We start from the raw sequence: 20,501 nt of genomic DNA, 5'->3' as shown, positions 1-20,501 counted from the left end.
AGATGTGTCTAGGCGAGCGGCGCCAGGATGCCACGCAGCGGGAAGTCGCTTACCTCCGGCGTCACCGCCCCGGCGTCGAGCTTGGAAATGTCGAGCAGCGCCGACAGCAGATCCTCCACCGACGCCAGCGCGAGGTCGATGTTGTCCACCAGCTCCGCATTGGCGGCCGGCTGTTCCAGATCGGCCAGCGCCGAGACGAACAGCCGGGCGGCATTCAGGGGCTGCAACAGGTCGTGGCTGGCAGCCGCGATGAAGCGGGTCTTGGACAGGTTGGCCTGATCGGCCTGGGATTTCGCCTGCTGCAACTGGTCGTTCAGCATCATCAGGGCGGACTTCTCCGCCTGTTCGGATTCGCGGCGCCGCTCTTCTTCGCGCTTGATGACGGTGATGTCGGTGTAGACGCCGACGATGCCGCCGTCCCGGGTGCGCCGCTCGTTCACCTGGATCCAGCGTCCGTCGGACAGCCGGTTCAGGAAGACGCCCTTCAAATCGTGGCGATGCTCCATCCGCTCGCGCAGCCAGACGTCCGGCGGCGGCTCGCTGACCGCACCGGCGGCGGCGACCATCGCCACCAGATCGTTGAAGCGGATGCCGGCCTGGATGCGGCCAGCCACCGACGGCCAGTAGGACAGGTATTTGCGATTGCACAGCACCAGCCGGTCGGCGGAATCGAACAGGGCGAACCCCTCGTTCACCGACTCGATCGCCTCGAACAGGCGGGTGCGCATGGTGTCCGCCAGTTCCTTGGCGCGGGCGAGGTCGCGGTTGCTGTCCTCCAGCTTGTGCAGGGCACGTTCCAGCTCCAGCGTGCGCTCGCGGATCTTCTGTTCCAGCACGATGGCGGTCTGGAACAGCGAAAAGGCGCCGCCCTGGAAATCCATCGACCGCTCGACGCGGTCCATCAGCACCTTGTTGATGCGCTGGAGCTTGGCGTTTTCCCGCTCCAGCTCGGCGATGCGGTCGGCTGGGTCGAGTGTCCAGTTGCGGGTCTGCATGCCGGCCATGGCTTAACGCCCTCCGATGGCGACGCCCGTGAAGGTCTGGTTGACGTGCATGCCGTTCACCTGCTCGCCATAGGCACAGAACCCGACGACGCGGTGGCGGGCCAGCCGGTCGGACATCACGGCGTTCAGCTGCCGCTGCTCCATCTCCAGCCGGCGCAGGATGCAGTCGCAGCCGAGGATCAGGTCGGGGGCGCCGACCTCCGCCTCGATGCCCTCGATCAGCCCGTCAAAGTTGGACACCGGATCGACACCCTCCGCCACCGTCAGCACGATGCCCTCGTCGATGGCGCAGAAGAAGGTCAGGCTCTCGTCGTCGTTCACCTTCTGGATCGAGCGGACATGATACTGGCCGCCGACCCGCACCACGACCGGGTGGGAAGCGAAGATCATCGGGGTCAGCGGCTCCCCCTCCAGCCCGACCAGCCGGGCATATTCGCGGCCCGCCGGCTCGGCATTGATCTCATGGACGATGCGGTGCTGCGGATCGGCGCCGGTGACCACCATTTTGCGGTCGGAGCTGACGAAATGCTGGGTGCGGAAAACGGTGAAGGGCCGCGTCGTGGTGAACAGCGCCACCACCGCGCCATTTGGATGGAAGGCACCCTCGTGCAGGACGAAGGTGCGCTCGAAATGCAGGTCGTCGCCGGCCGAGGCGCCGAACAGCGGGATGTCGATCAGCGCGTTGTGCAGGGCGCTGACCACCGTCTCCTCGCTCATCGACAGGCCATCGATCAGCAGCATGGCGAAGCTGCGGGCATCCTCGCCCAGCGGCACCGGCCGGGTTCCCATCGCGCGGTCGCGGCGCGACAGCAACGACCGCGCGATGGCGGTGCTGTCGGCGATCTCGAAGCGGTCGACATGGTCGACCAGCGCGGTGACGATGCAGAAATCCTCGGTCGGGAAACCCACCGCCACCAGGGCGTTGGTGGTGTAGCCGCCGGGGCCGATCTCCCCCGCCGTGGTGCAGCCGATCACCGGCACCATGCCGAACTGCCCCGCCAGCGCGTCGGCCAGCGCCTCGCGGTCATAGCTTGGGGCGCAGAAGACGACCACCAGCTCCAGCGCCGCCTCGCCCAGCCCGGCGCGCAACTCCCGCGCCGCCTCATCCGGGCGTTCGGCATGGGTGACGGCGCGCGGCATGCCGTCGCCGGACGCGGGTCTCACCGGGCCATGTACAGTAGGACCGTCTGCGGAGATCTCCTGTGCGGACATCGCTGCCCCTGCCGCCTCCCTCCCGGTCTGCGGTTGCGATCCGGCAAGGGTACTCCAGGGATGGCGGCGGGCAAGACCAATCCGCGGACCGGTGAAGGAGGACATGATGCGGAGCGGCTCCTAAACAGTCTCGGCCGGTTGCGGATCCGGCAGCCCGGTCAGTTCCTCGTCGGTGAACAGGCGGGCCCTGGCGGTGAAGCGGACGCCGTCCGGCGCCTCGATTGAGAATCCGCCGCCGCGCGCCTGGATAACGTCCAGGATGACCTGGGTGTTGCGCCACCATTGGAAGGTATCGTCGGACATGCAGAAGGGCGCACCGGCGACCGTTCCCAGGCACAGGTCGCGACCGCCCATCCGGAACTCCCCCTTCGGCAGGCAGAGCGGTGCCGAGCCGTCGCAGCAGCCGCCCGACAGGTGCAGCATCAGCGGCCCGTGCTTCGCGGCAAGCCGGTCCAGCAGGGCGACGGCCTCGGGGGTCGCGATGACGCGGTCAGTCGGCGTTGTGGCGGTCATGGTGGTCCTTTATCACGAAACCACACGGAGAAAGAAAAAAGGCCGGGGGACACGCCCCCGGCCCAGGTTTGCCCGATAGGGAGGAGCAGGGCTCAGAAGAAGCCGAGCGCTTTCGGGCTGTAGCTGACCAGCAGGTTCTTGGTCTGCTGGTAGTGGTCGAGCATCATCTTGTGCGTCTCGCGGCCGATGCCGGACTTCTTGTACCCGCCGAAGGCGGCGTGCGCCGGGTACAGGTGGTAGCAGTTGGTCCAGACGCGGCCGGCCTGGATGCCGCGGCCCATGCGGAAGGCGCGGTTGCCGTCACGGCTCCACACGCCGGCGCCCAGGCCGAACTCGCTGTCGTTGGCGATGGCCAGCGCCTCTTCCTCGGTCTCGAAGGTCGTCACGGCGACGACCGGGCCGAAGATCTCCTCCTGGAAGATGCGCATCTTGTTGTGGCCTTCCAGGATGGTCGGCTGCACGTAGTAGCCGCCTTCCAGTTCGCCGCCCAGATGGGCGCGCTCGCCGCCGATCAGGACCTTGGCGCCCTCGGCCTTGCCGATCTCGATGTAGGAGAGGATCTTCTCCAGCTGCTCCTGCGAGGCCTGGGCGCCGATCATGGTGCCGCCGTCCAGCGGATGGCCCTGGGCGATCTTGGCGACGCGCTCGACCGCCAGCTTGATGAAGCGGTCGTAGATCGACTTCTGGATGAGGACGCGGCTCGGGCAGGTGCAGACCTCGCCCTGGTTCAGCGCGAACATCGCGAAGCCTTCCAGCGCCTTGTCGAGGAACTCGTCATCGGCGGCCATCACGTCTTCGAAGAAGATGTTCGGCGACTTGCCGCCCAGCTCGACGGTCGACGGGATGATGTTCTCGGAGGCGTATTGCAGGATCAGGCGGCCGGTCGAGGTCTCACCGGTGAAGGCGATTTTCGAGATGCGCTTGTTGGTGGCGAGCGGCTTGCCGGCCTCGATGCCGAAGCCGTTGACGATGTTCAGCACGCCGGGCGGCAGCAGGTCGCCGATGATCTCGGCCAGCACCATGATCGCCATCGGGGTCTGCTCGGCCGGCTTCAGCACGATGCAGTTGCCGGCGGCCAGCGCCGGAGCCAGCTTCCAGGCGGCCATCAGCAGCGGGAAGTTCCAGGGGATGATCTGGCCGACGACGCCCAGCGGCTCATGGAAATGGTAGGCGTAGGTGGTGTGGTCGATCTCGGCGATCGAGCCTTCCTGGGCGCGGATGCAGCCGGCGTAGTAGCGGAAATGGTCGATGGCCAGCGGAACGTCGGCGGCGCGGGTCTCGCGGATCGGCTTGCCGTTGTCCAGCGTCTCGGCCAGCGCGATGACCTCCAGCCGCTCTTCCATGCGGTCGGCGATCTTCAGCAGGATGTTCGAGCGCTCGGTGGGCGAGGTGCGGCCCCAGGCATCCTTGGCGGCGTGGGCGGCGTCGAGCGCCAGCTCCACGTCGGCGGCCTGGGAACGGGCGATCTCGCACAGCGGCTTTCCAGTGATCGGGGTGAGATTGGTGAAGTATTGGCCATCCACCGGCGCAACCCACTGGCCACCGATATAGTTGTCGTAGCGGGGGCGGAGCGCGATCTGCTTCTGGAGCGTGTCGAGAGCCTGGTGGAGCATTTTGGCCGTTCCTCTCAGTGTGGTGAACCGGTCAGGTCTCCGGTCCAGCGCGTTTGTCGAGGGCCATTCAGCCACTCTGAGAGGGAGGGGGTAAATTGTACTATGGAAGGAGACGGTCGGCGGGTGGGATTGTTCGTGTCCCACCCTATGGGCGCATCCTTACGGCGCTTCACTCCGCCGGCTGGCGACCCTCGACATAGCCTTTGCGCAGCTGCTCCTGATACCAGCGGCGGTGATGCTCCATCGCCCAGTTCTCGTCGACCTCGCCGCAGCCCATGGCGTCGAAGGCGCCCTCCATGCCGATGGTGCCGATGTAGATATGGCCGATCACCGCGGCGATCAGGCCCGCCGCCAGCAGGCCGTGGATGACGTGCATGATCTGCATGCCGCCGATCCCGGTGAAGGCGAACGGCACCATCAGCAGATAGCCGGTGGCTGCCATGCCCATGCCGCCCAGCACGATGCTCCAGAACACCATCTTCTGCCCGGCGTTGAAGCGCCCGGCCTCGGGATGGCTGTCGCCGGCCTTGGAGAAGAGCCCGCCCGCCGTCCTGATCCAGACCCAGTCGGCCTTTTCCGGGATGTTGTCACGCAGCCACAAGGCCAGGATCATCAGCAGCCCGACGACGAAGGGCACGCTGACGAAGTTGTGGATCGACTTGGCATATTCCGCCAGGGGCGTGAAGGCCTGATGGCCGATCAGCGGGATCAGCAGCGGCCGGCCGAAGGTCAGGATCACCCCGGTCAGCGCCATGATCAGGAAGCTGACCGCCGTTGTCCAATGGGCGAAACGGTCCAGTCCGTTGAAACGCAGGACCAGCCGGCCCGATCGGCCGGCATGGATACGGATGGTGCCGCGGTAGAGGAAGAAGATCGCCAGAACCGTCGTCATGCCGATGGCGAGCCCGCCGATCGCCAGCCGCAGCGTGTGGGTGCGCCACTCCCGCCACTCCCGGCCTTCCGGCTGGACCAGAACCGCCAGCTTTTCGTCCGGGATGCTGACGCGGCCGATCATCTTGTCGTCCTGCGGCACGTAGAGCGGCACCTGCTCCTTGGTGGTCGGCGAGTTCTGGCCGGGCACCTGGGTGAGCTGCGCTTGTGCGAAAGTCGGAGCGGCCAGACTCTGGACGGCCAGCAGGGCAATCAGCAGCAGGGCGTGCAGGGGGAGTCTGGTGGGGCGCATGGTGGTCTCCCGGTAAGGTCTTTCTTGTGGAGGCGCTCACGCCCCGCCCGTGCTCGGCCCGCCCGGTGTGAAGGGGGAGCCGCGGTCGTTGCGGCCATAGGCGGTCGACCAGCCCGGCGCGCCCGAGCCGTAGCCCCGGCGCAGCGAGCGTTCCTGATAGATGTCGGCCAGCACCGCGCCGTCGCCGCCCATCAGCGCGCGGGTGGAGCACATCTCGGCGCAGAGCGGCAGCTTGCCCTCGGCCAGCCGGTTGGCGCCGTATTTCTGGTATTCCTCGACGCTGCCGTCCGGCTCGGGTCCACCGGCGCAGAAGGTGCACTTGTCCATCTTGCCGCGGCTGCCGAAATCGGTGGTGCGCGGGTATTGCGGCGCGCCGAACGGGCAGGCGTAGAAGCAGTAGCCGCAGCCGATGCACAGATCCTTGCTGTGCAGCACCACCCCATCGGCAGTTTGCAGGAAACAGTCGACCGGGCAGACCGCGGCGCAGGGCGGGTCGTTGCAATGCATGCAGGCCATCGAGATCGACCGCTCGCCCGGCTTGCCGTCGTTCAGCGTGACCAGCCGGCGGCGGTTGATGCCCCAGGGGACTTCATGCTCGTTCTTGCAGGCGGTGACGCAGGCGTTGCATTCGATGCAGCGTTCGGCGTCGCACAGGAACTTCATCCGGGCCATTGTTCTGTTCAGCTCCCGTACGTCACGCCGGCTCGACCCGGCAGAGGGTGACCTTGGTTTCCTGCATGAAGGTGACGGGGTCGTAGCCGTAGGTCGTCACCCCGTTCACCGGCTCGCCCAGCACGATGGGGTCGGTGTTGGGCGGGTAGTTGCCGCGCAGGCTGTCGCCCTGCCAGAAGCCGGAGAAGTGGAACGGCATGAACACCGTGCCGCCGCCGACGCGGTCGGTCACCAGCGCCTTGACCTTGGCCTTGCTGCCGTCCTCCGGCCCATAGACCCAGACCCAGGCGCCGTCCCTGATGTTCAGCCGCTCGGCGTCCTTGGTGTTGATCTCCGCGAACATCGACTGCTGCAGCTCAGCCAGCCAGGGGTTGGACCGTGTCTCCTCGCCGCCGCCCTCATATTCGACCAGCCGGCCGGAGGTCAGCACCATGGGGAAGCGCTGGCGCAGGTCGCTGTCCGCCACCTTGAACTGGAGCGAGCGGGCAAGCTGGACCAGACGGAAGTCGCGCCGGTCCTCGATGGCCGGATAGGCCTTCACCAGTTCGGGGCGCGGGGAATAGATCGGCTCGCGGTGGACCGGCACCGGGTCGGGCAGGTTCCAGGCGACGGCACGCGCCTTGGCGTTGCCGTGCGGCACGCAGCCATGCTTCAGCGCCACGCGGATGATGCCCATCGACAGGTCGGTCTGCCAGCTGACATTGTCCACCTCGGCCCCGCCGCCGCCGATGGCCTGGATGACGCGCATCTCATCGGGCGTCAGATCCTTGTCCCAGCCCAGCTTCTTCAGCACGGCCATGGTAAATTCGGGATAGCCGTCCTCGATCTCCGACCCCTTGGAATAGGAGCCGTCGGCCAGCAGCGAGACGCCGTTGCGCTCCACCCCGAAGCGGGCGCGGAAGACGCCGCCGCCGTCCATCACATGTTTGGAGGTGTCGTAGAGCACCGCCGATCCCGGATGCCTGATCTCCGGATGGCCCCAGCTCGGCCAGGGCAGGCCATAATAATCGCCGGCGCAGGGGCCGGAGGCCGCACGCATGGTGATCTTGTCGAAGTCGGCCTGATGCTTCATGTGCATCTTCAGCCGTTCCGGCGACTGGCCGGTGGCGCCGATGGACAGGCAGCTGCGGTTCATCTCGCGCAGGATGTCCTCCGGCACCGGCCGGTCCTTCTCCACCGTGATGTGCTTGAACATCTCGTCGGCGAAGCCCAGCTTGCGCGCCAGCAGATAGATGATGGTGTAGTCGTCCTTCGATTCGAAGATCGGCTCCACCACCTTCTCCCCCCACTGCATCGAGCGGTTGGAGCAGGTGCGCGACCCGTCCGTTTCGAACTGGGTGCAGGCCGGCAGGATGTAGGTGCCGTTGCGCCGCTCCTTGATCGCGGCGAAGGTGGTCGGGTGCGGGTCGGCGATGACCAGCAGGCTGAGCTTCTCCAGACCCTTCACCATCTCCGGCATGCGGGTGACGGTGTTGCCGCCATGGCCAAAGCACATCATGGCGCGCAAGGGGCTGGGCTGGTCGATCTCGCCGGGCTTGGCCAGCACGGCATCGAACCAGCGCGTGGTCGGGATGCCCTTGGCCTCCATCAGGTCCTTGGTGGCGAAGCGGCCCTTCAGATAGTCGTACTCGACGTCCCAGGCGCGGGCGAAATGCTTCCACGCCCCTTCCGCCAGCCCGTAATAGGCGGGCAGCGTGCTGACATCGAGGCCGAAGTCGGTGGCGCCCTGCACGTTGCAGTGGCCGCGGTAGATGTTGGCGCCGCCGCCGGCCACGCCGATGTTGCCCAGCGCCAGCTGAAGGATCGACAGGGCGCGGACGTTGGCGGTGCCGACCGTGTGCTGGGTGACGCCCATGCACCAGATCACGGTGCTGGGCTTGTTCTTCGCCAGCGCCTCCGCCACGCGGCGAAGCTGGGAACCGGGGGCGCCGGTCACCCGCTCCACCTCCTCAGGAGTCCACTTCTTCACCTCAGCGCGGATCTCGTCCATGCCGTAGACGCGCTGGCGGATGTACTCCTTGTCCTCCCAGCCGTTTTCGAAGATGTGCCACAGCAGGCCCCAGGCGACCGGGATGTCGGTGCCGGGACGGATGCGGACATACTCGGTGGCATGAGCGGCGGTGCGGGTGAAGCGCGGGTCGATGACGATGAAGGGGGCGCGGTTGTGCTCCTTGCCGCGCAGCATGTGCTGCATCGACACCGGATGCGCCTCGGCCGGATTGCCGCCGACGATCACCAGCGCCTTGGAGTTCTGGATGTCGTTGTAGCTGTTGGTCATGGCGCCGTAGCCCCACGTGTTCGCCACGCCGGCGACCGTGGTGGAGTGGCAGATGCGCGCCTGATGATCGACGTTGTTGGTGCCCCAGAAGGCCGCCAGCTTGCGGTAGAGATAGGCGCCCTCGTTGGAGAATTTGGCCGAACCGAGCCAGAAAACCGCGTCCGGCCCCGACGCCTTGCGGATGTCCATCAGCTGGTTGCCGATCTCCTCGATTGCCTGGTCCCAGCCGATGCGCTGCCAGACGCCGTCCACCAGCTTGAGCGGGTATTTGACGCGGCGGGTGCCCTTGGTCAGTTCGCGCACCGAGGCGCCCTTGGCGCAGTGGGTGCCCTGGTTGATCGGGCTCTCCCAACCCGGCTCCTGCCCGACCCAGACGCCGTTCTGCACCTCGGCGATCACCGTGCAGCCGACCGAGCAGTGGGTGCAGACGTTCTTGCGCGTCACCACCTCGACATTCGGCAGGATGGGACCGGCCTCCGCCTTGCGGATCATGGCACCCGGCAGCGCGCCGACGGCGGCGATGCCGCCCGCGGCAAGGCCGGAGCGGCGCAGGAACCCGCGGCGGCTGACGCCCGATTCCAGACTGTCGGCCAGGGCGGCGACCAGACCGGACCGTTTTCCGCCTGCCGTTTTCGCCGAGCTGCGTTTGACCAGCATGGACACCCTCCGGATCGCCCTTAGAGGCGGTTCAGCGCGTAGAAGCGCTTGACGTGTTCGGTTTCGCGGTAGCGGGCCTTCACCTGCTCCTGCGGCGATTCCATCGCCTGCGCTTCGTCCCCAGCCGGCAGGACAGCCGCCGCCGCTGCGCCGGCAGCCCCCAGGCCCAGCGTCTTCAGGATGTCGCGGCGTTGCAGGGGATTGAGTGCGGGGCCGTTGCGAGGCGGGTCTTGCGGCGTCTTCATGCGTCGGCTCCCTCCATCTGGTCGATCTGTCTGTTCAGGGCCTCCTGCTCGATTTCCAGGAACAGGCGGCCGATGGTGCCGACCGGGCGGTAGAGGCTGGCCGCCTGCGCTCCCTCCAGATCCCGGAAGAAGCGCCCGGCCCAGGGCGTCAGGTGGCTGTCCAGCATGTGGCGCTGCACCGCCGGGTCGGCCCCCTCGCGAATCAGAACCGCCATCACGTCGCAGAGTGCGGCGATGTGGTCCTCCGGCTCCGACACGCCGGGCGCGCGCTCCAGCCCCAAAGCCTGGAGGTCGGCGCGCAGGGCCGACAGCGGCCGGTCGGTCAGGAAGCCGGTGCGGTAGTAGGAGGCATATGGGACCAGCTCGCCCTGGACGACGCCGATGAACAGCGCGTTGAACTCGCGCTCCGCCGCCTGTGGATCGGTGGCGCTGGCCCGGGCGGCCAGATCGCCGAAGGCCCGGCCGAGCGGCGTCGTGTCGCCGGTGAGACCGCCCAGCAGAGCCAGCAGATCGGCGCCCGGCGGGGCGGCCAGCGTCAGCGCCAGCAGCCGGTAGACGTCGGCACGCAAGTCCTCCGCGCCGCTTTCCGGATCGTGAACCGTCATCACACTCCCGCAAGCCCTGTTCGAGGCCATGGCAGGCCCGAACCGTAACAACGGCCGGCGCGGGCAAAGGTTGCCTTACCCGGTCGGGGCTACCCTGCCGGGATCATCCGTTTTCCCACCTGCCCTGCGCTCTGCCCGCGGCGTCACTTCTGCGGATTGCCGCCCTGCTGGCTGTCGGGCTGCGGGCGGCCGGAGAAGTTGCGGTGTGCGACAGACGATTCCTCCCCCACCCGCGCGCCAACCGACGCGAAGGTTTCGTCGGCGCTGCGGGCGAACAGGCTCGGCAGCACCGCCCAGGCGCCGCCTGCCAGGACGACGATGGCGCAGAGCGCGGCGAGGAAGGCTCTCATCGGTGATTCTCCAGACAGCGCTTACCGGGGGAAAAGCCGCGCTGCCGGCCTTTCCCGCCATCGCACAACGCCGTTCGCGCCAGATTGTTTCCGCTCCGCCTTTTCTTCTTGATATGCTCTAATAGAGCACATATTGTTTTGCTCAGAACGAGCATAGAGCGGAGCATCCGATGCCCGAGGTCGCCGAACTCGCCTACACCCCTGCCGTCGCCGCGGCGACCGCGCCGATCTACGACCGCATGAAGCGTGTCGTGCCGGCCATCGAATGGCCATTCCACGCCCCGCTGGTCCACGCCATCAACGAGCTGAAGCGCGAGCGCAACGCCGTCATCCTGGCGCACAACTACCAGACGCCGGAGATCTTCCACGGCGTGGCCGACATCGTCGGCGACAGTCTGGCGCTGGCCGCCAAGGCGACCGAGACCGATGCCGACGTGATCGTGCTGGCCGGCGTGCATTTCATGGCGGAGACGGCGAAGCTGCTCAATCCGGCCAAGACGGTGCTGATCCCCAGCCGCAATGCCGGCTGCTCGCTGGCCGACAGCATCACCGCCGCCGATGTCCGCCTGCTGCGCGAGGCGCATCCCGGCGTGCCGGTGGTGGCCTATGTCAACACCTCGGCCGAGGTGAAGGCGGAGGTCGACATCTGCTGCACCTCGGGCAACGCGGTGGAGGTGGTGGAATCGCTGGGCGTCGACCGGGTGATCTTCCTGCCCGACGAGTATCTGGCGAAGTATGTCGCCACCCAGACCAAGGTCGAGATCATCGCCTGGAAGGGCCATTGCGAGGTGCATGAGCGCTTCACCGGCGCCGAGATCGAGGATTTCCGCCGCCGCTTCGACCGGCTGACCGTGATCGCCCACCCCGAATGCCCGCCCGACGTGCTGGAGGCCGCCGATTTCGTCGGCTCTACCGCCCGCATGATCGACTTCGTCGGCACCGAGAAGCCGCCGCGGGTGCTGATGGTCACCGAATGCTCGATGAGCGACAACGTCGCCGCCGCCTCGCCCGAGACGGAGTTCGTGCGGCCCTGCAACCTGTGCCCGCACATGAAGACGGTGACGCTGTCGAGCATCCTGGACTCGCTGCGGACCCTGGAGCCGCGCGTCGAGATCCCGGACGCGCTGGCCGTCCGCGCCCGCCGCTCCGTGGAGCGCATGCTGGCGGTGAAGCCGAAGTGAGTGCGTAGAAAAGCCCTTTCCTCAGGGAGAGGGAGCTTGAGGAGTCCCCCATGACCTCCAGCACGCCTTACGATGTCCGCGATGCCGAGGTGATCGTCGTCGGCTCCGGCCTTGCCGGGATGACCGCGGCGCTGCAGCTGGCGCCGCGCGCGGTCACGCTGATCACCAAGACCGCCGGCCTCCCCGGCGGCTCCAGCCTGTATGCACAGGGCGGCATCGCCGCCGCCGTCGGCCCCGGCGACCGGCCGGAGGACCATGCCGCCGACACCGTCGCCGCCGGGGCCGGTCTGGTCGATGCGGCGATGGCGGCGCTGCTGACCCGCGACGGCGCCGCCCAGGTCCGCCGCCTGCTCGACGACGGCCTGCCCTTCGACCGTGCGCCCGACGGCTCGCCGCTGCTGGGCCGGGAAGCCGCGCATGGCGCGGCGCGCATCGTCCATGCCGGCGGCGACGCCACCGGCCGCACCCTGGTCACCGCCCTGGCGGACCGCCTGCGCGCCACCCCGTCGGTGCGGGTGGAGACCGACGCCTTCGCCGTCGATCTCGTGCTGCGCAACGGCCGGGTCTGCGGCCTGCTGGCCTGCCATGGGCAGGGCTGGGTGCTGCACCGGGCGCCGCGCGTGATCCTGGCAACCGGCGGCATCGGCGCCGCCTTTGCCCGCACCACCAACCCGGCGGAGGCCACCGGCGACGGGCTCGCCATCGCCGCGCGGGCCGGCGCCACTCTCGCCGACCTGGAGTTCGTCCAGTTCCACCCGACGGCGCTGGCCGTCGATGCCGACCCGGTGCCGCTGCTGACCGAGGCGTTGCGCGGAGCAGGGGCGCTTCTGCTCGACCGTCAGGGCCGCCGCTTCATGCCGGACGAGCATCCGCTGGCGGAGCTGGCGCCGCGCGACGTGGTCGCCCGCGCCATCGGCCGGCGCGTCGCAGCGGGTGAGCCGGTGTTCCTCGACCTGCGTCCGGCACTGGCCGCCAAGCCCGGCGGCTTCCCCACCGTCCTGGCGCTCTGCGCCGAGCATGGGCTGGACCCCGTCGCCGAGCCGATGCCGGTGGCGCCGGCCGCCCACTACCATATGGGCGGGGTGGTCACCGACGCCGACGGCCGCACCAGCCTGGACGGGCTGTGGGCCTGCGGCGAGGTCGCCTGCACCGGCGTCCACGGTGCCAACCGGCTGGCGAGCAATTCCCTGCTGGAGGCGCTGGTGTTCGGCGCCCGCGTCGCCCGCGATGTGGCGGACCGTCCCCTGTCGCCTCTGCCGCCCTTCGCCCTGCCCCGCCCGCCGACGGTCGCCGCCGATGTCGGCCATGCCCTGCTCGACGCCATCGGGACGGAGGCGCGGACGGCGCTCTATGACGGAGCCGGTCTGGTCCGCAACGGGCTGGGGCTGCTGGCAGCCCGGCGCAAGCTCGACCGGCTGGCGGCGGCGCTGGACATGCTCCGCTGCGAGGACGGCGATAGCGAAAATGACCTCCAGGCCCCGCCCGAAATCGTCCGCCAGTGGGGCGAGGCGCGCAACCGGCTGCTGGTCGGCCGTCTGGTGGTCCATGCCGCGCTGGCGCGGGAGGAAAGCCGCGGCGCCCATTGCCGCAGCGACCATCCCCTGCCGAACCCCGCCTCCCTCTCCCGCACCCTGACCCTCAGCGAACTGGCCGGCACCGCCGGCCACCTGCCCGGAGACGCCGCATGCTGCATCCTCTGACCGTCGAGCCCATCGTCCGCGCCGCCCTTGCGGAGGATCTGGGCCGGGCCGGCGACATCACCACCGACAGCATCATCCCGGCCGACGCGGTGGCGACCGCCCGCATCGCCGCCCGCAAAGATGGCCGCGTCGCCGGGCTGGAGGCGGCGCTGATCGCCTTCCGCCTGCTCGACCCCGGTATTTCGGTGACGGTGGAGCGCACCGACGGCGACGACGTGCCCCCCGGCGGCACCATCGCCACCCTGACCGGCAAGGCCCGCGCCCTGCTGACGGCGGAGCGTACGGCGCTGAACCTGATGGGCCGGCTGTCCGGCATCGCCACCGCCACCCGCGCCCTGGTGCGCGAGGTGGAGGGCACGAAGACCCGCATCGTCTGCACCCGCAAGACCACCCCCGGCCTGCGCGTTCTGGAGAAGCATGCGGTCAAGCTGGGCGGCGGCTTCAACCACCGCTTCGGGCTGGATGACGCGGTGCTGATCAAGGACAACCACATCGCCGTCGCCGGCGGCGTACGCCCGGCGGTGGAGCGCGTCCGCGCCGCCATCGGCCACATGGTGAAGGTGGAGGTCGAGGTCGACACGCTCGACCAGCTCGACGAACTGCTGGGCCTGCCGGTCGATGTCGTGCTGCTCGACAACATGGACCCGGACACGCTGCGCCGCGCCGTGCGGATGGTGGACGGTCGCCTGCTGACCGAGGCATCGGGCAACGTCACGCTCGCCACCGTCCGCGCCATCGCCGAGACCGGCGTCGACATGATCAGCTGCGGCTGGCTGACCCACAGCGCCCCGAACCTGGATCTGGGGCTGGATATGTGACGAAAAAATCAAAAAGGCCCTTCTCAAACCGGGAGAAGGGGCTTTTTGGTCTGCGGCGCTTACGCCGCCAGCTTCTCGACCTTGCCGTCAAGACCCATCAGCAGCAGTTCGACCTCGAGGTCCGGGTGGCGCTCCTTGACCATTGCCCTCAGCTTGCTCAAGTACTGGCCGTGCACCTCGGCTTCCTTCGCCGGGTCGGGCGACAGGTCCATGCCGAGAAAGACCTTGTAGGCGCCACAGTCGCGGTGATCCATGACGATCAGGCGCTTGATGTGGTGCAGTTCCTTGGCGACGGCGACATGGTCCCAGAAGGCGTCGCCCCAAGCCGGCTTCTTGTCGGTCAGCGCGCCCAGGCTGGCGCCGGCCAGGATGACGTGGTCGTAGTTCGCCTGCATGTTGCGGGCATTCATATAGCCGGCGACATGGCCCATCAGGCGATAGTCCATGCAGGACAGCAGAAGGGTATCGACGCTGCCGGCCCGGGCCGGGCGGCTCATCATCATCGGCGCCATCAACGTCACGCCGGCGCCCAATGTCGCCAGCTTCAGGAACCCGCGGCGCGAGCTGTGTTCGCCCTGGCAGCAGCCATGGTGATGACCGGTCGAGTGATCCATCTTGCCCTCCAACACGCCTCGAACCCATATCGAGGTTTCACGCGCAATGGTGGCAGCGTATTGTTAAAAATTTCAATATAGGGTCTACCACCATATGGAAAAGCAATAAAAATTCATCCCTGTGGCATTTTTCGGATAGCACGCTCCACAACCCAACTCCGTTCCCCGCCGGAATGAAAACGGGCCGCCCGGTGAGGGGCGGCCCGTTTCTGTGCATGGACGTTCCTGGTCGTCAGCGTTCGGCCGTCACCCGCCGCGCGTGCTGCTGGGCGCCGGTGTTCCTGCCGACCCGACGGTGCTGGAGGCCGGCGGCGGCGACGCGCTCGCGCTGTGGTTGGGCGAACAGTCCGCGTTGGCGATCCCCGCCGTCAGGAGAGTGGCGAGACCGAACAATGCGGCGACGACCGGACTGGCTCCATGAGACATTGGATCACCTCCTTTCTGAAACGTTGCGACCTCCAACAGATTGACACAGTACGGCGCTCGGTCAATGGCCGAATCGAACATTGGCGATGCCGTCTCCCAATGGAACAGGTCCGGATTCCAAACCTGAGTGCCGTTATCGGGTTTCCAGCAGCCCGCTCATCGTCGCGAACAGTTCCGACTTCGCTTCGAAACCGACGCCGGGCAGATCGGGCAGCCGCACGCGGCCATCCTCGACTGCGATACCGTCGGCAAAACCGCAGAAGGGCTTGAAGACGTCCGGGTAGGATTCGTTTCCGCCCAGATGCAGGCCGGCGGCGATGTTCAAAGACATCTGGTGCCCGCCATGCGGAACCACCCGCCGGCTGGACCAACCATTGTCCTTCAGCATGTCCAGCGTGCGCAGATATTCCACCAGCCCATAGCTCAAGGCACAGTCGAACTGCAGCCAGTCGCGGTCGGGCCGCATGCCGCCATGGCGGATCAGGTTGCGGGCGTCCTGGTGGGAGAACAGGTTCTCGCCCGTCGCCATCGGCCGGTCGTAATGGCTGGCGAGTTCGGCCTGCAACGCATAGTCCAGCGGGTCGCCGGCCTCCTCGTACCAGAACAGGCCGTAGGGCTTCAGCGCCTCGGCATATCTGATCGCGGTGGCGAGGTCGAAGCGGCCGTTGGCATCGACGCACAAATTCTCGCCCGACCCGACCACTTCCAGCACCGCGTCGATCCGGCGGAGATCCTCTTCCAGCGGGGCGCCGCCGATCTTCATCTTCACGACCTTGTAGCCGCGGTCGCGGTAGCTGCGCATCTCGTCCTGAAGCGCCGTCACATCCTTGCCGGGATAGTAATAGCCTCCGGCGGCATAGACCCAGACACTGTCGTCGGCCACCCCGCCGCGGAAACGGTCGGCCAGCAGGCGGTAGAGCGGCACGCCGGCGATCTTCGCCACGGCATCCCACACCGCCATGTCGATGGTGCCGACGGCGACGGAGCGCTCGCCATGGCCGCCCGGCTTCTCGTTGGTCATCAGCCGCGCCCAGATGCGGAACGGGTCGAGGTTCTCGCCCGTGTCGTCGAGCAGGCTGTCGGGCGCCGCCGACATCAGCCGGGGGATGAAGCGCTCGCGCAGCAGCCCGCCCGCGGCATAACGGCCGTTCGAATTGAAGCCGTAGCCGATCACCGGCTTGCCGTCGCGCACCACGTCGGTGACCACCGCGACGACGCTGCACGTCATCTGGCTGAAATCGATGAAGGCGTTGGCGATGTCGGACTTGATGCCGGCGGTCTGCTCGCGGATTTCGACGATGCGCATGGCGGTTCCCCTTGCAGCGTGGTGGCGCGTTTCGTGCCGGCACTGTAGGGATGTTGCGGGCCGCCGGGCCAATGCCAAGGTCGGAACGCATCATGCGGGTTCGGCATAGGGTGGCCTACAGGCACCGGGCCGGCCCGGCAGACGTGACGAAGATTGGGCGATGGAACTCTCCTGGCTCGACGATTTCCTGGCGCTGGTGGATTGCGGCAACTTCTCCCGCGCCGCCGACATGCGCCACCTGACCCAACCGGCTTTCAGCCGCCGCATCCGCGCGCTGGAGGATTGGGCCGGCACCCCGCTGTTCGACCGCAGCGCCCAGCCGGTGACCCTGACGGAAGCTGGGCGCCGCTTCCGCCCTTTCGCCGACGAGACCGTGCGCCGCCTGCTGCAAGGCCGGGAAGAGGCCCGGCTCGCCGCCCAGTCGGAGGCGGCGACCCTGCGCTTCGCCGCCACCCATGCGCTGTCGCTGACCTTCTTCCCGTCCTGGCTGCGGGCGCTGGAAGCCCGCGCAAGGCTGGGCGCCATCACCCTGTCGTCGGACAGCCTGGAGGCCTGCGAGCGGCTGATGCTGGCAGGCCAGGCGCAGTTCCTGCTCTGCCACGCCCATCCGGCGGCAGCCGGCCGGCTGGATGCGGAGTCCTTCCGCTCCGTCGTCGTCGGCGGCGACCGGCTGCTGGCGGTGACCGCCCCCGATGCCGGCGGCCGGCCGCGCCATCTGCTGGCGGACGGTCAGGACACGACGCTGCCGCATTTGTCCTACAGCCGCGAATCCGGCATGGGCCGCATCCTGGAGGCGGTGCGGGCGGCGCAGCCGCTGCCCACCGCGCTCGACACCGTCTTCACCTCCCACCTTGCCGCGGTTCTGCGCACGCTGGCGCGCGACGGGCGCGGCGTGGCCTGGTTGCCGGAAAGCCTGATCGCCGAGGATCTGGCGCGCGGCACCCTGCTGCGCGCCGGTGTGCCGTCCGGCGACGAGCGCTGGACCGTGCCGGTGCAGATCCGGCTGGTCCGCCCGCGCGCGCGCCAGAGCAAGGCGGCCGAAAGCTTCTGGACGCTGGCCGTCGAAGCCGCCCTGTGGCGGAACGCCGAGTCGCCGCCGGAACCCGCAGCGCAGGTTGCCGGAGCGGAATCGACAGCCGAAAAAGAGTTGTGACCCTTTGCTCCCAAGCCACTTTGATCGTTGACATTCCCAACAAAGCTTCTCCACTGAAGCGATTTCGCTGGCGCTAACCCTTCCGATCGGGCAAAATTTGCCTAGTTGGGTTGAGAAGCGTCGCGTCAGCGACCGGAGGAACGATCATGGGCGTCAGCAGCATTGGCGGCATCGGCGGCTATCAGCAGCAGCCATACGTCACCCCGCTCAGCAGCGGCCCGGCCGCGGCGCAGCGGTCGACCTCGCCCGTCGAATCCGCACAGGAAGACCAGACCGAGCGCACCCGCCGCCAGCAGGAGGCGCAGACGGCCCAGAGCGGATCGAGCGGCGGCAACACCACCGCCACCCGCGGCCAGAATCTGAACATCACGGTCTGATCCGTACCGGATCGTGCGGCAGGGCCTGTGCGGCAAGGTCGGTTAAGGAGACCATCGAGGGGCGGCGCCTGCCAAGGGGCTGTCCCAGGGGCAACGCCTGGAAAGCGGGCAAGAAGCGCGGGAGGCAGCGATGGAGATCCGTGGCGTTTCCAGCTCGACGGCAGTCCGCCCGACAGCTTTCCAGCCGACGGAAGCCGGCACCGCTTCCCCGTCGACATCAACCGGGAGCACCGGCAACACGGCCTCCGGCGAGACGGAAAAATCCTCCGGCGCCGGCTTCATCAGCCCCTTCCTGCGCTATGATCAGGGCGCGCGGGTGGCCGTGCTGTATTTCCGCGACTTCGACACCGGCGAAACCCAGGACCAGATCCCGTCCCAGCGCGTGGTCGAGGAATACCGCCGCACCGCCAACCGGCTGTCCCAGGAGGATGAGCGGAAAGCGGCTGTGGCGAAGAGCGGCTCGGACGGATCAGCCGGCAACACGGGGAGTTCGTCCGGCAGCGGCTATGGCGCGGCGGCGGGCGGGTCCGGGTCAGGCGGCACGACGACCGGCACAGCGGCCAGCACGTCGATTGGTGTGTCCTTCGCCAGCGCTCCCAGCAGCAGCGGGACGGCGGCGGGGTCCACCGCCGCGGCACCGGCGGCCGGCGGCTTCACACCGGCCGCGACGGGCGGATACAGCGGCGGGTCGCCGGGCGGATTGGTTTCGATGACCGTCTGAAGACCTTGACCGGGCAGCTTTGAACCGGGCAGCGCGTCCGATTGCCCGCCCATAAGCCTCACCCCCCGGTCGCCTCCTCCTCCGCCTGCCGGCGCCTGAACCCCACCAGCGCGGTTTCGTCCAGCATGGCGGCCTCCTTGCGCTTCTGCTTGTCGCGCTCACGCTTCAGCCGTTCTTCCTCGGCCAGTTCGTAGCGCTTCAGTTCCTGGAAGGCTTCGGCCATCTCGTCGGTGGCGATGTTGATCTGGATCTCCACCTGCCCCAGCGATTCGCCCAGCTTGCGGCCGCGCTCCATCGCCGCCTGGGCGAAGTTGGAATAGGTGAAGGAAACCGAAAAGTCGTCGCGCACCGTTTCCTGCTCGTGCACGATCTCCTGCTTCACCTTCTCGATCTCGTTGCGCAGCCGGTCGGCCAGCGTGTGGAGTTCCGCCAGGACGCGACGCTTCTCGTCCAGTTGCAGCTTTTGCAGGCGGATGATCGTCTTCAGGCTCATTGCGGCCACTGCACCCCAAAGATTTCAGCGAGCATGGCGTAGCTGGTCTCCAGATCGGTGGCCTCGCGCTTGCTCTGCTTCAAAAAGGCTTCCAATGCCGGCTGGAAGTGGATCGCCTCGTCCACCTGCGGGTCGGTGCCGCGGCGGTAGGCGCCCAGCCGGATCATCTCCGCCATGTTGTCGTAGGACGACAGCAGGCGCCGGGCATGGCCGACCAGCTCGTTCTCGTTCGCCGTGTTGCAGCCGGGCATGGTGCGCGACACGCTGCGCAGGATGTTGATGGCGGGATAGCGCCCGCGCTCGCCGATCTGGCGCTCCATCACGATATGGCCGTCCAGGATGCCGCGCACGGCGTCGGCGATCGGCTCGTTGTGGTCGTCGCCGTCCACCAGAACGGTGAACAGGCCGGTGATGGTGCCCGACCCGACCACGCCCGGACCGGCGCGCTCCAGCAGGCGCGGCAGCTCGGCGAAGACGGTCGGCGGATAGCCCTTGGTCGTCGGCGGTTCGCCGGCCGACAGGCCGATCTCGCGCTGGGCCATGGCGAAGCGGGTGACGCTGTCCATCATGCACAGCACGTCGCGGCCCTGGTCGCGGAAATGCTCGGCAACCGCCAGCGTCATGTAGGCTGCCTGCTTGCGCATCAGCGGCGCCTCGTCCGAGGTGGCGCAGACGACGACGCTGCGGGCCAGACCCTCCTCGCCCAGATCCTCGGTGATGAATTCCTGCAATTCGCGCCCGCGTTCGCCGATCAGGCCGATCACCGCGACCTCTGCGGCGGAGAAGCGCGCCAGCATCGACATGACCGACGATTTGCCGACGCCCGATCCGGCGAAGATGCCCATGCGCTGGCCGCGGCAGCAGGTGAGGAAGGCGTTGATGGCGCGGATGCCCAGATCCAGCTTCTCCCCCACGCGGGCCCGCGAATGGGCGTTGGGCGGCGTGTTGCGGATCGGCGTGCCCTGCGGCCCCTTGGGCAGCGGTCCCTTACCGTCCACCGGTTCGCCCAGCGCGTTGACGACACGGCCGAGCCAGGCATCGGTCGGAAAGATCCGCGCCTGATCGCCCGCCACCAGCGCACGGCAGCCCAGCCCCACGCCGTCCAGCGCACCGAAGGGCATGGCGAGCGCCCTGCCCTGGCGGAAGCCCACCACCTCGCACGGGACCTGACGGCGGTCGCGCGTCTCGACGATGCAGCGGCCACCGACCGACAGTTCCTTCTCGATCCCGCCGACCTCGACCATCAGGCCGGACACGGCGGTGACGCGGCCGTACCGGCTGGAGTCCGGGATCCGGTCGATGTCGCGGATCAACTCATCGATATCGAACGTCATGGATCGGATACCGGCGTTTCCTGGGAAAGCGGTCCCAAGACGGGAC

Annotated in this window: 21 protein-coding genes; 7 read left to right on the top strand and 14 right to left on the bottom strand. The window is 68.0% G+C overall.

Annotated features, from left to right (window positions below; translation table 11 throughout):
* Positions 1-8: 8 nt before the first annotated feature.
* The 10 genes from GBZ48_RS31175 to GBZ48_RS31130 all read right to left on the bottom strand — a co-directional run bounded on the left by GBZ48_RS31175 (position 9) and on the right by GBZ48_RS31130 (position 10,332).
* Positions 9-1,004, bottom strand: a complete 996-nt coding sequence (locus tag GBZ48_RS31175) for a PAS-domain containing protein (RefSeq protein ID WP_246307582.1) — start codon at positions 1,002-1,004, stop codon at positions 9-11.
* A gap of 3 nt (positions 1,005-1,007) precedes the next feature.
* Positions 1,008-2,144, bottom strand: a complete 1,137-nt coding sequence (nosP, locus tag GBZ48_RS31170) for a nitric oxide-sensing protein NosP (protein ID WP_246307581.1) — start codon at positions 2,142-2,144, stop codon at positions 1,008-1,010.
* Between the two features lie 192 nt (positions 2,145-2,336).
* Positions 2,337-2,729: a DUF779 domain-containing protein gene (locus tag GBZ48_RS31165; protein ID WP_174474558.1), complete on the bottom strand. Its 393-nt coding sequence runs from the start codon at positions 2,727-2,729 to the stop codon at positions 2,337-2,339.
* 92 nt (positions 2,730-2,821) lie between these two features.
* Complete coding sequence (gene adh, locus GBZ48_RS31160) at positions 2,822-4,342, bottom strand: aldehyde dehydrogenase (RefSeq protein ID WP_109096481.1); 1,521 nt, start codon at positions 4,340-4,342, stop codon at positions 2,822-2,824.
* A gap of 169 nt (positions 4,343-4,511) precedes the next feature.
* The gene (locus GBZ48_RS31155) at positions 4,512-5,525 is read right to left on the bottom strand and encodes a formate dehydrogenase subunit gamma (protein ID WP_174474557.1); all 1,014 of its coding nucleotides are present in this window, start codon (positions 5,523-5,525) and stop codon (positions 4,512-4,514) included.
* A 36-nt stretch (positions 5,526-5,561) separates the two neighbouring features.
* Positions 5,562-6,197: a formate dehydrogenase FDH3 subunit beta gene (gene fdh3B, locus GBZ48_RS31150; RefSeq protein WP_174474556.1), complete on the bottom strand. Its 636-nt coding sequence runs from the start codon at positions 6,195-6,197 to the stop codon at positions 5,562-5,564.
* A 22-nt stretch (positions 6,198-6,219) separates the two neighbouring features.
* Positions 6,220-9,132, bottom strand: coding sequence for a formate dehydrogenase subunit alpha (locus GBZ48_RS31145; RefSeq protein WP_174474555.1), 2,913 nt, complete (start codon positions 9,130-9,132; stop codon positions 6,220-6,222).
* Between the two features lie 20 nt (positions 9,133-9,152).
* A complete protein-coding gene (locus tag GBZ48_RS31140) occupies positions 9,153-9,377 on the bottom strand; it encodes a twin-arginine translocation signal domain-containing protein (protein ID WP_174474554.1) in 225 nt (74 codons plus the stop codon).
* Positions 9,374-9,982, bottom strand: coding sequence for a TorD/DmsD family molecular chaperone (locus GBZ48_RS31135; protein WP_174474553.1), 609 nt, complete (start codon positions 9,980-9,982; stop codon positions 9,374-9,376). Before GBZ48_RS31135 ends, GBZ48_RS31140 begins: the two co-directional genes overlap by 4 nt.
* 143 nt (positions 9,983-10,125) lie before the next feature.
* Positions 10,126-10,332, bottom strand: coding sequence for a hypothetical protein (locus tag GBZ48_RS31130; RefSeq protein WP_174474552.1), 207 nt, complete (start codon positions 10,330-10,332; stop codon positions 10,126-10,128).
* Positions 10,333-10,502: 170 nt separating this feature from the next.
* Here GBZ48_RS31130 and nadA point away from each other — a divergent pair, with 170 nt between their 5' ends.
* Genes nadA through nadC form a run of 3 tightly spaced genes read left to right on the top strand, consistent with a single transcriptional unit; the run spans position 10,503 to position 14,031 of the window.
* A complete protein-coding gene (gene nadA / locus GBZ48_RS31125; protein WP_174474551.1) occupies positions 10,503-11,513 on the top strand; it encodes a quinolinate synthase NadA in 1,011 nt (336 codons plus the stop codon).
* Between the two features lie 50 nt (positions 11,514-11,563).
* Entirely contained in the window at positions 11,564-13,213 is a 1,650-nt protein-coding gene (locus tag GBZ48_RS31120) for an L-aspartate oxidase (RefSeq protein ID WP_174474550.1), read from the top strand.
* Positions 13,198-14,031, top strand: a complete 834-nt coding sequence (nadC, locus tag GBZ48_RS31115) for a carboxylating nicotinate-nucleotide diphosphorylase (RefSeq protein ID WP_174474549.1) — start codon at positions 13,198-13,200, stop codon at positions 14,029-14,031. Before GBZ48_RS31120 ends, nadC begins: the two co-directional genes overlap by 16 nt.
* 59 nt (positions 14,032-14,090) lie before the next feature.
* On the opposite strand, the gene GBZ48_RS31110 is transcribed toward nadC, so the two are convergent.
* Complete coding sequence (locus GBZ48_RS31110) at positions 14,091-14,645, bottom strand: carbonic anhydrase (protein ID WP_174474548.1); 555 nt, start codon at positions 14,643-14,645, stop codon at positions 14,091-14,093.
* Positions 14,646-14,856: 211 nt separating this feature from the next.
* Here GBZ48_RS31110 and GBZ48_RS31105 point away from each other — a divergent pair, with 211 nt between their 5' ends.
* Positions 14,857-15,066 carry a hypothetical protein gene (locus GBZ48_RS31105; RefSeq protein WP_174474547.1) on the top strand — a complete coding sequence of 70 codons (210 nt, stop codon included), beginning with the start codon at positions 14,857-14,859 and terminating at the stop codon, positions 15,064-15,066.
* A 138-nt stretch (positions 15,067-15,204) separates the two neighbouring features.
* Here the strand turns inward: GBZ48_RS31105 and GBZ48_RS31100 are convergent, their stop codons facing one another.
* The gene (locus GBZ48_RS31100) at positions 15,205-16,377 is read right to left on the bottom strand and encodes a mandelate racemase/muconate lactonizing enzyme family protein (RefSeq protein WP_174474546.1); all 1,173 of its coding nucleotides are present in this window, start codon (positions 16,375-16,377) and stop codon (positions 15,205-15,207) included.
* Positions 16,378-16,537: 160 nt separating this feature from the next.
* Here GBZ48_RS31100 and GBZ48_RS31095 point away from each other — a divergent pair, with 160 nt between their 5' ends.
* The 3 genes from GBZ48_RS31095 (at position 16,538) to GBZ48_RS31085 (ending at position 18,628) form a co-directional block, all read left to right on the top strand.
* Positions 16,538-17,530, top strand: coding sequence for a LysR family transcriptional regulator (locus GBZ48_RS31095; RefSeq protein WP_174474545.1), 993 nt, complete (start codon positions 16,538-16,540; stop codon positions 17,528-17,530).
* A 146-nt stretch (positions 17,531-17,676) separates the two neighbouring features.
* Positions 17,677-17,907 carry a hypothetical protein gene (locus GBZ48_RS31090; protein WP_109096470.1) on the top strand — a complete coding sequence of 77 codons (231 nt, stop codon included), beginning with the start codon at positions 17,677-17,679 and terminating at the stop codon, positions 17,905-17,907.
* A gap of 130 nt (positions 17,908-18,037) precedes the next feature.
* Positions 18,038-18,628 (top strand): hypothetical protein, encoded by a 591-nt coding sequence (locus GBZ48_RS31085; protein ID WP_174474544.1) that lies wholly within the window; start codon positions 18,038-18,040, stop codon positions 18,626-18,628.
* Between the two features lie 58 nt (positions 18,629-18,686).
* Here GBZ48_RS31085 and GBZ48_RS31080 read toward each other — a convergent pair whose 3' ends face one another.
* Together GBZ48_RS31080 and fliI are read right to left on the bottom strand one after the other, a co-directional pair.
* On the bottom strand, positions 18,687-19,121 hold the full coding sequence (locus GBZ48_RS31080; protein WP_174474543.1) for a flagellar export protein FliJ: 435 nt from the start codon (positions 19,119-19,121) through the stop codon (positions 18,687-18,689).
* Positions 19,118-20,455, bottom strand: coding sequence for a flagellar protein export ATPase FliI (gene fliI / locus GBZ48_RS31075; RefSeq protein ID WP_174474542.1), 1,338 nt, complete (start codon positions 20,453-20,455; stop codon positions 19,118-19,120). Before fliI ends, GBZ48_RS31080 begins: the two co-directional genes overlap by 4 nt.
* Between the last annotated feature and the right edge of the window lie 46 nt (positions 20,456-20,501).

Source organism: Azospirillum melinis, from assembly GCF_013340935.1.
GTDB classification, from domain to species: domain Bacteria; phylum Pseudomonadota; class Alphaproteobacteria; order Azospirillales; family Azospirillaceae; genus Azospirillum; species Azospirillum melinis.
The sequence above is the reverse complement of the archived record's forward strand: the minus strand, read 5'-3'. Positions and strand labels throughout refer to the sequence as shown.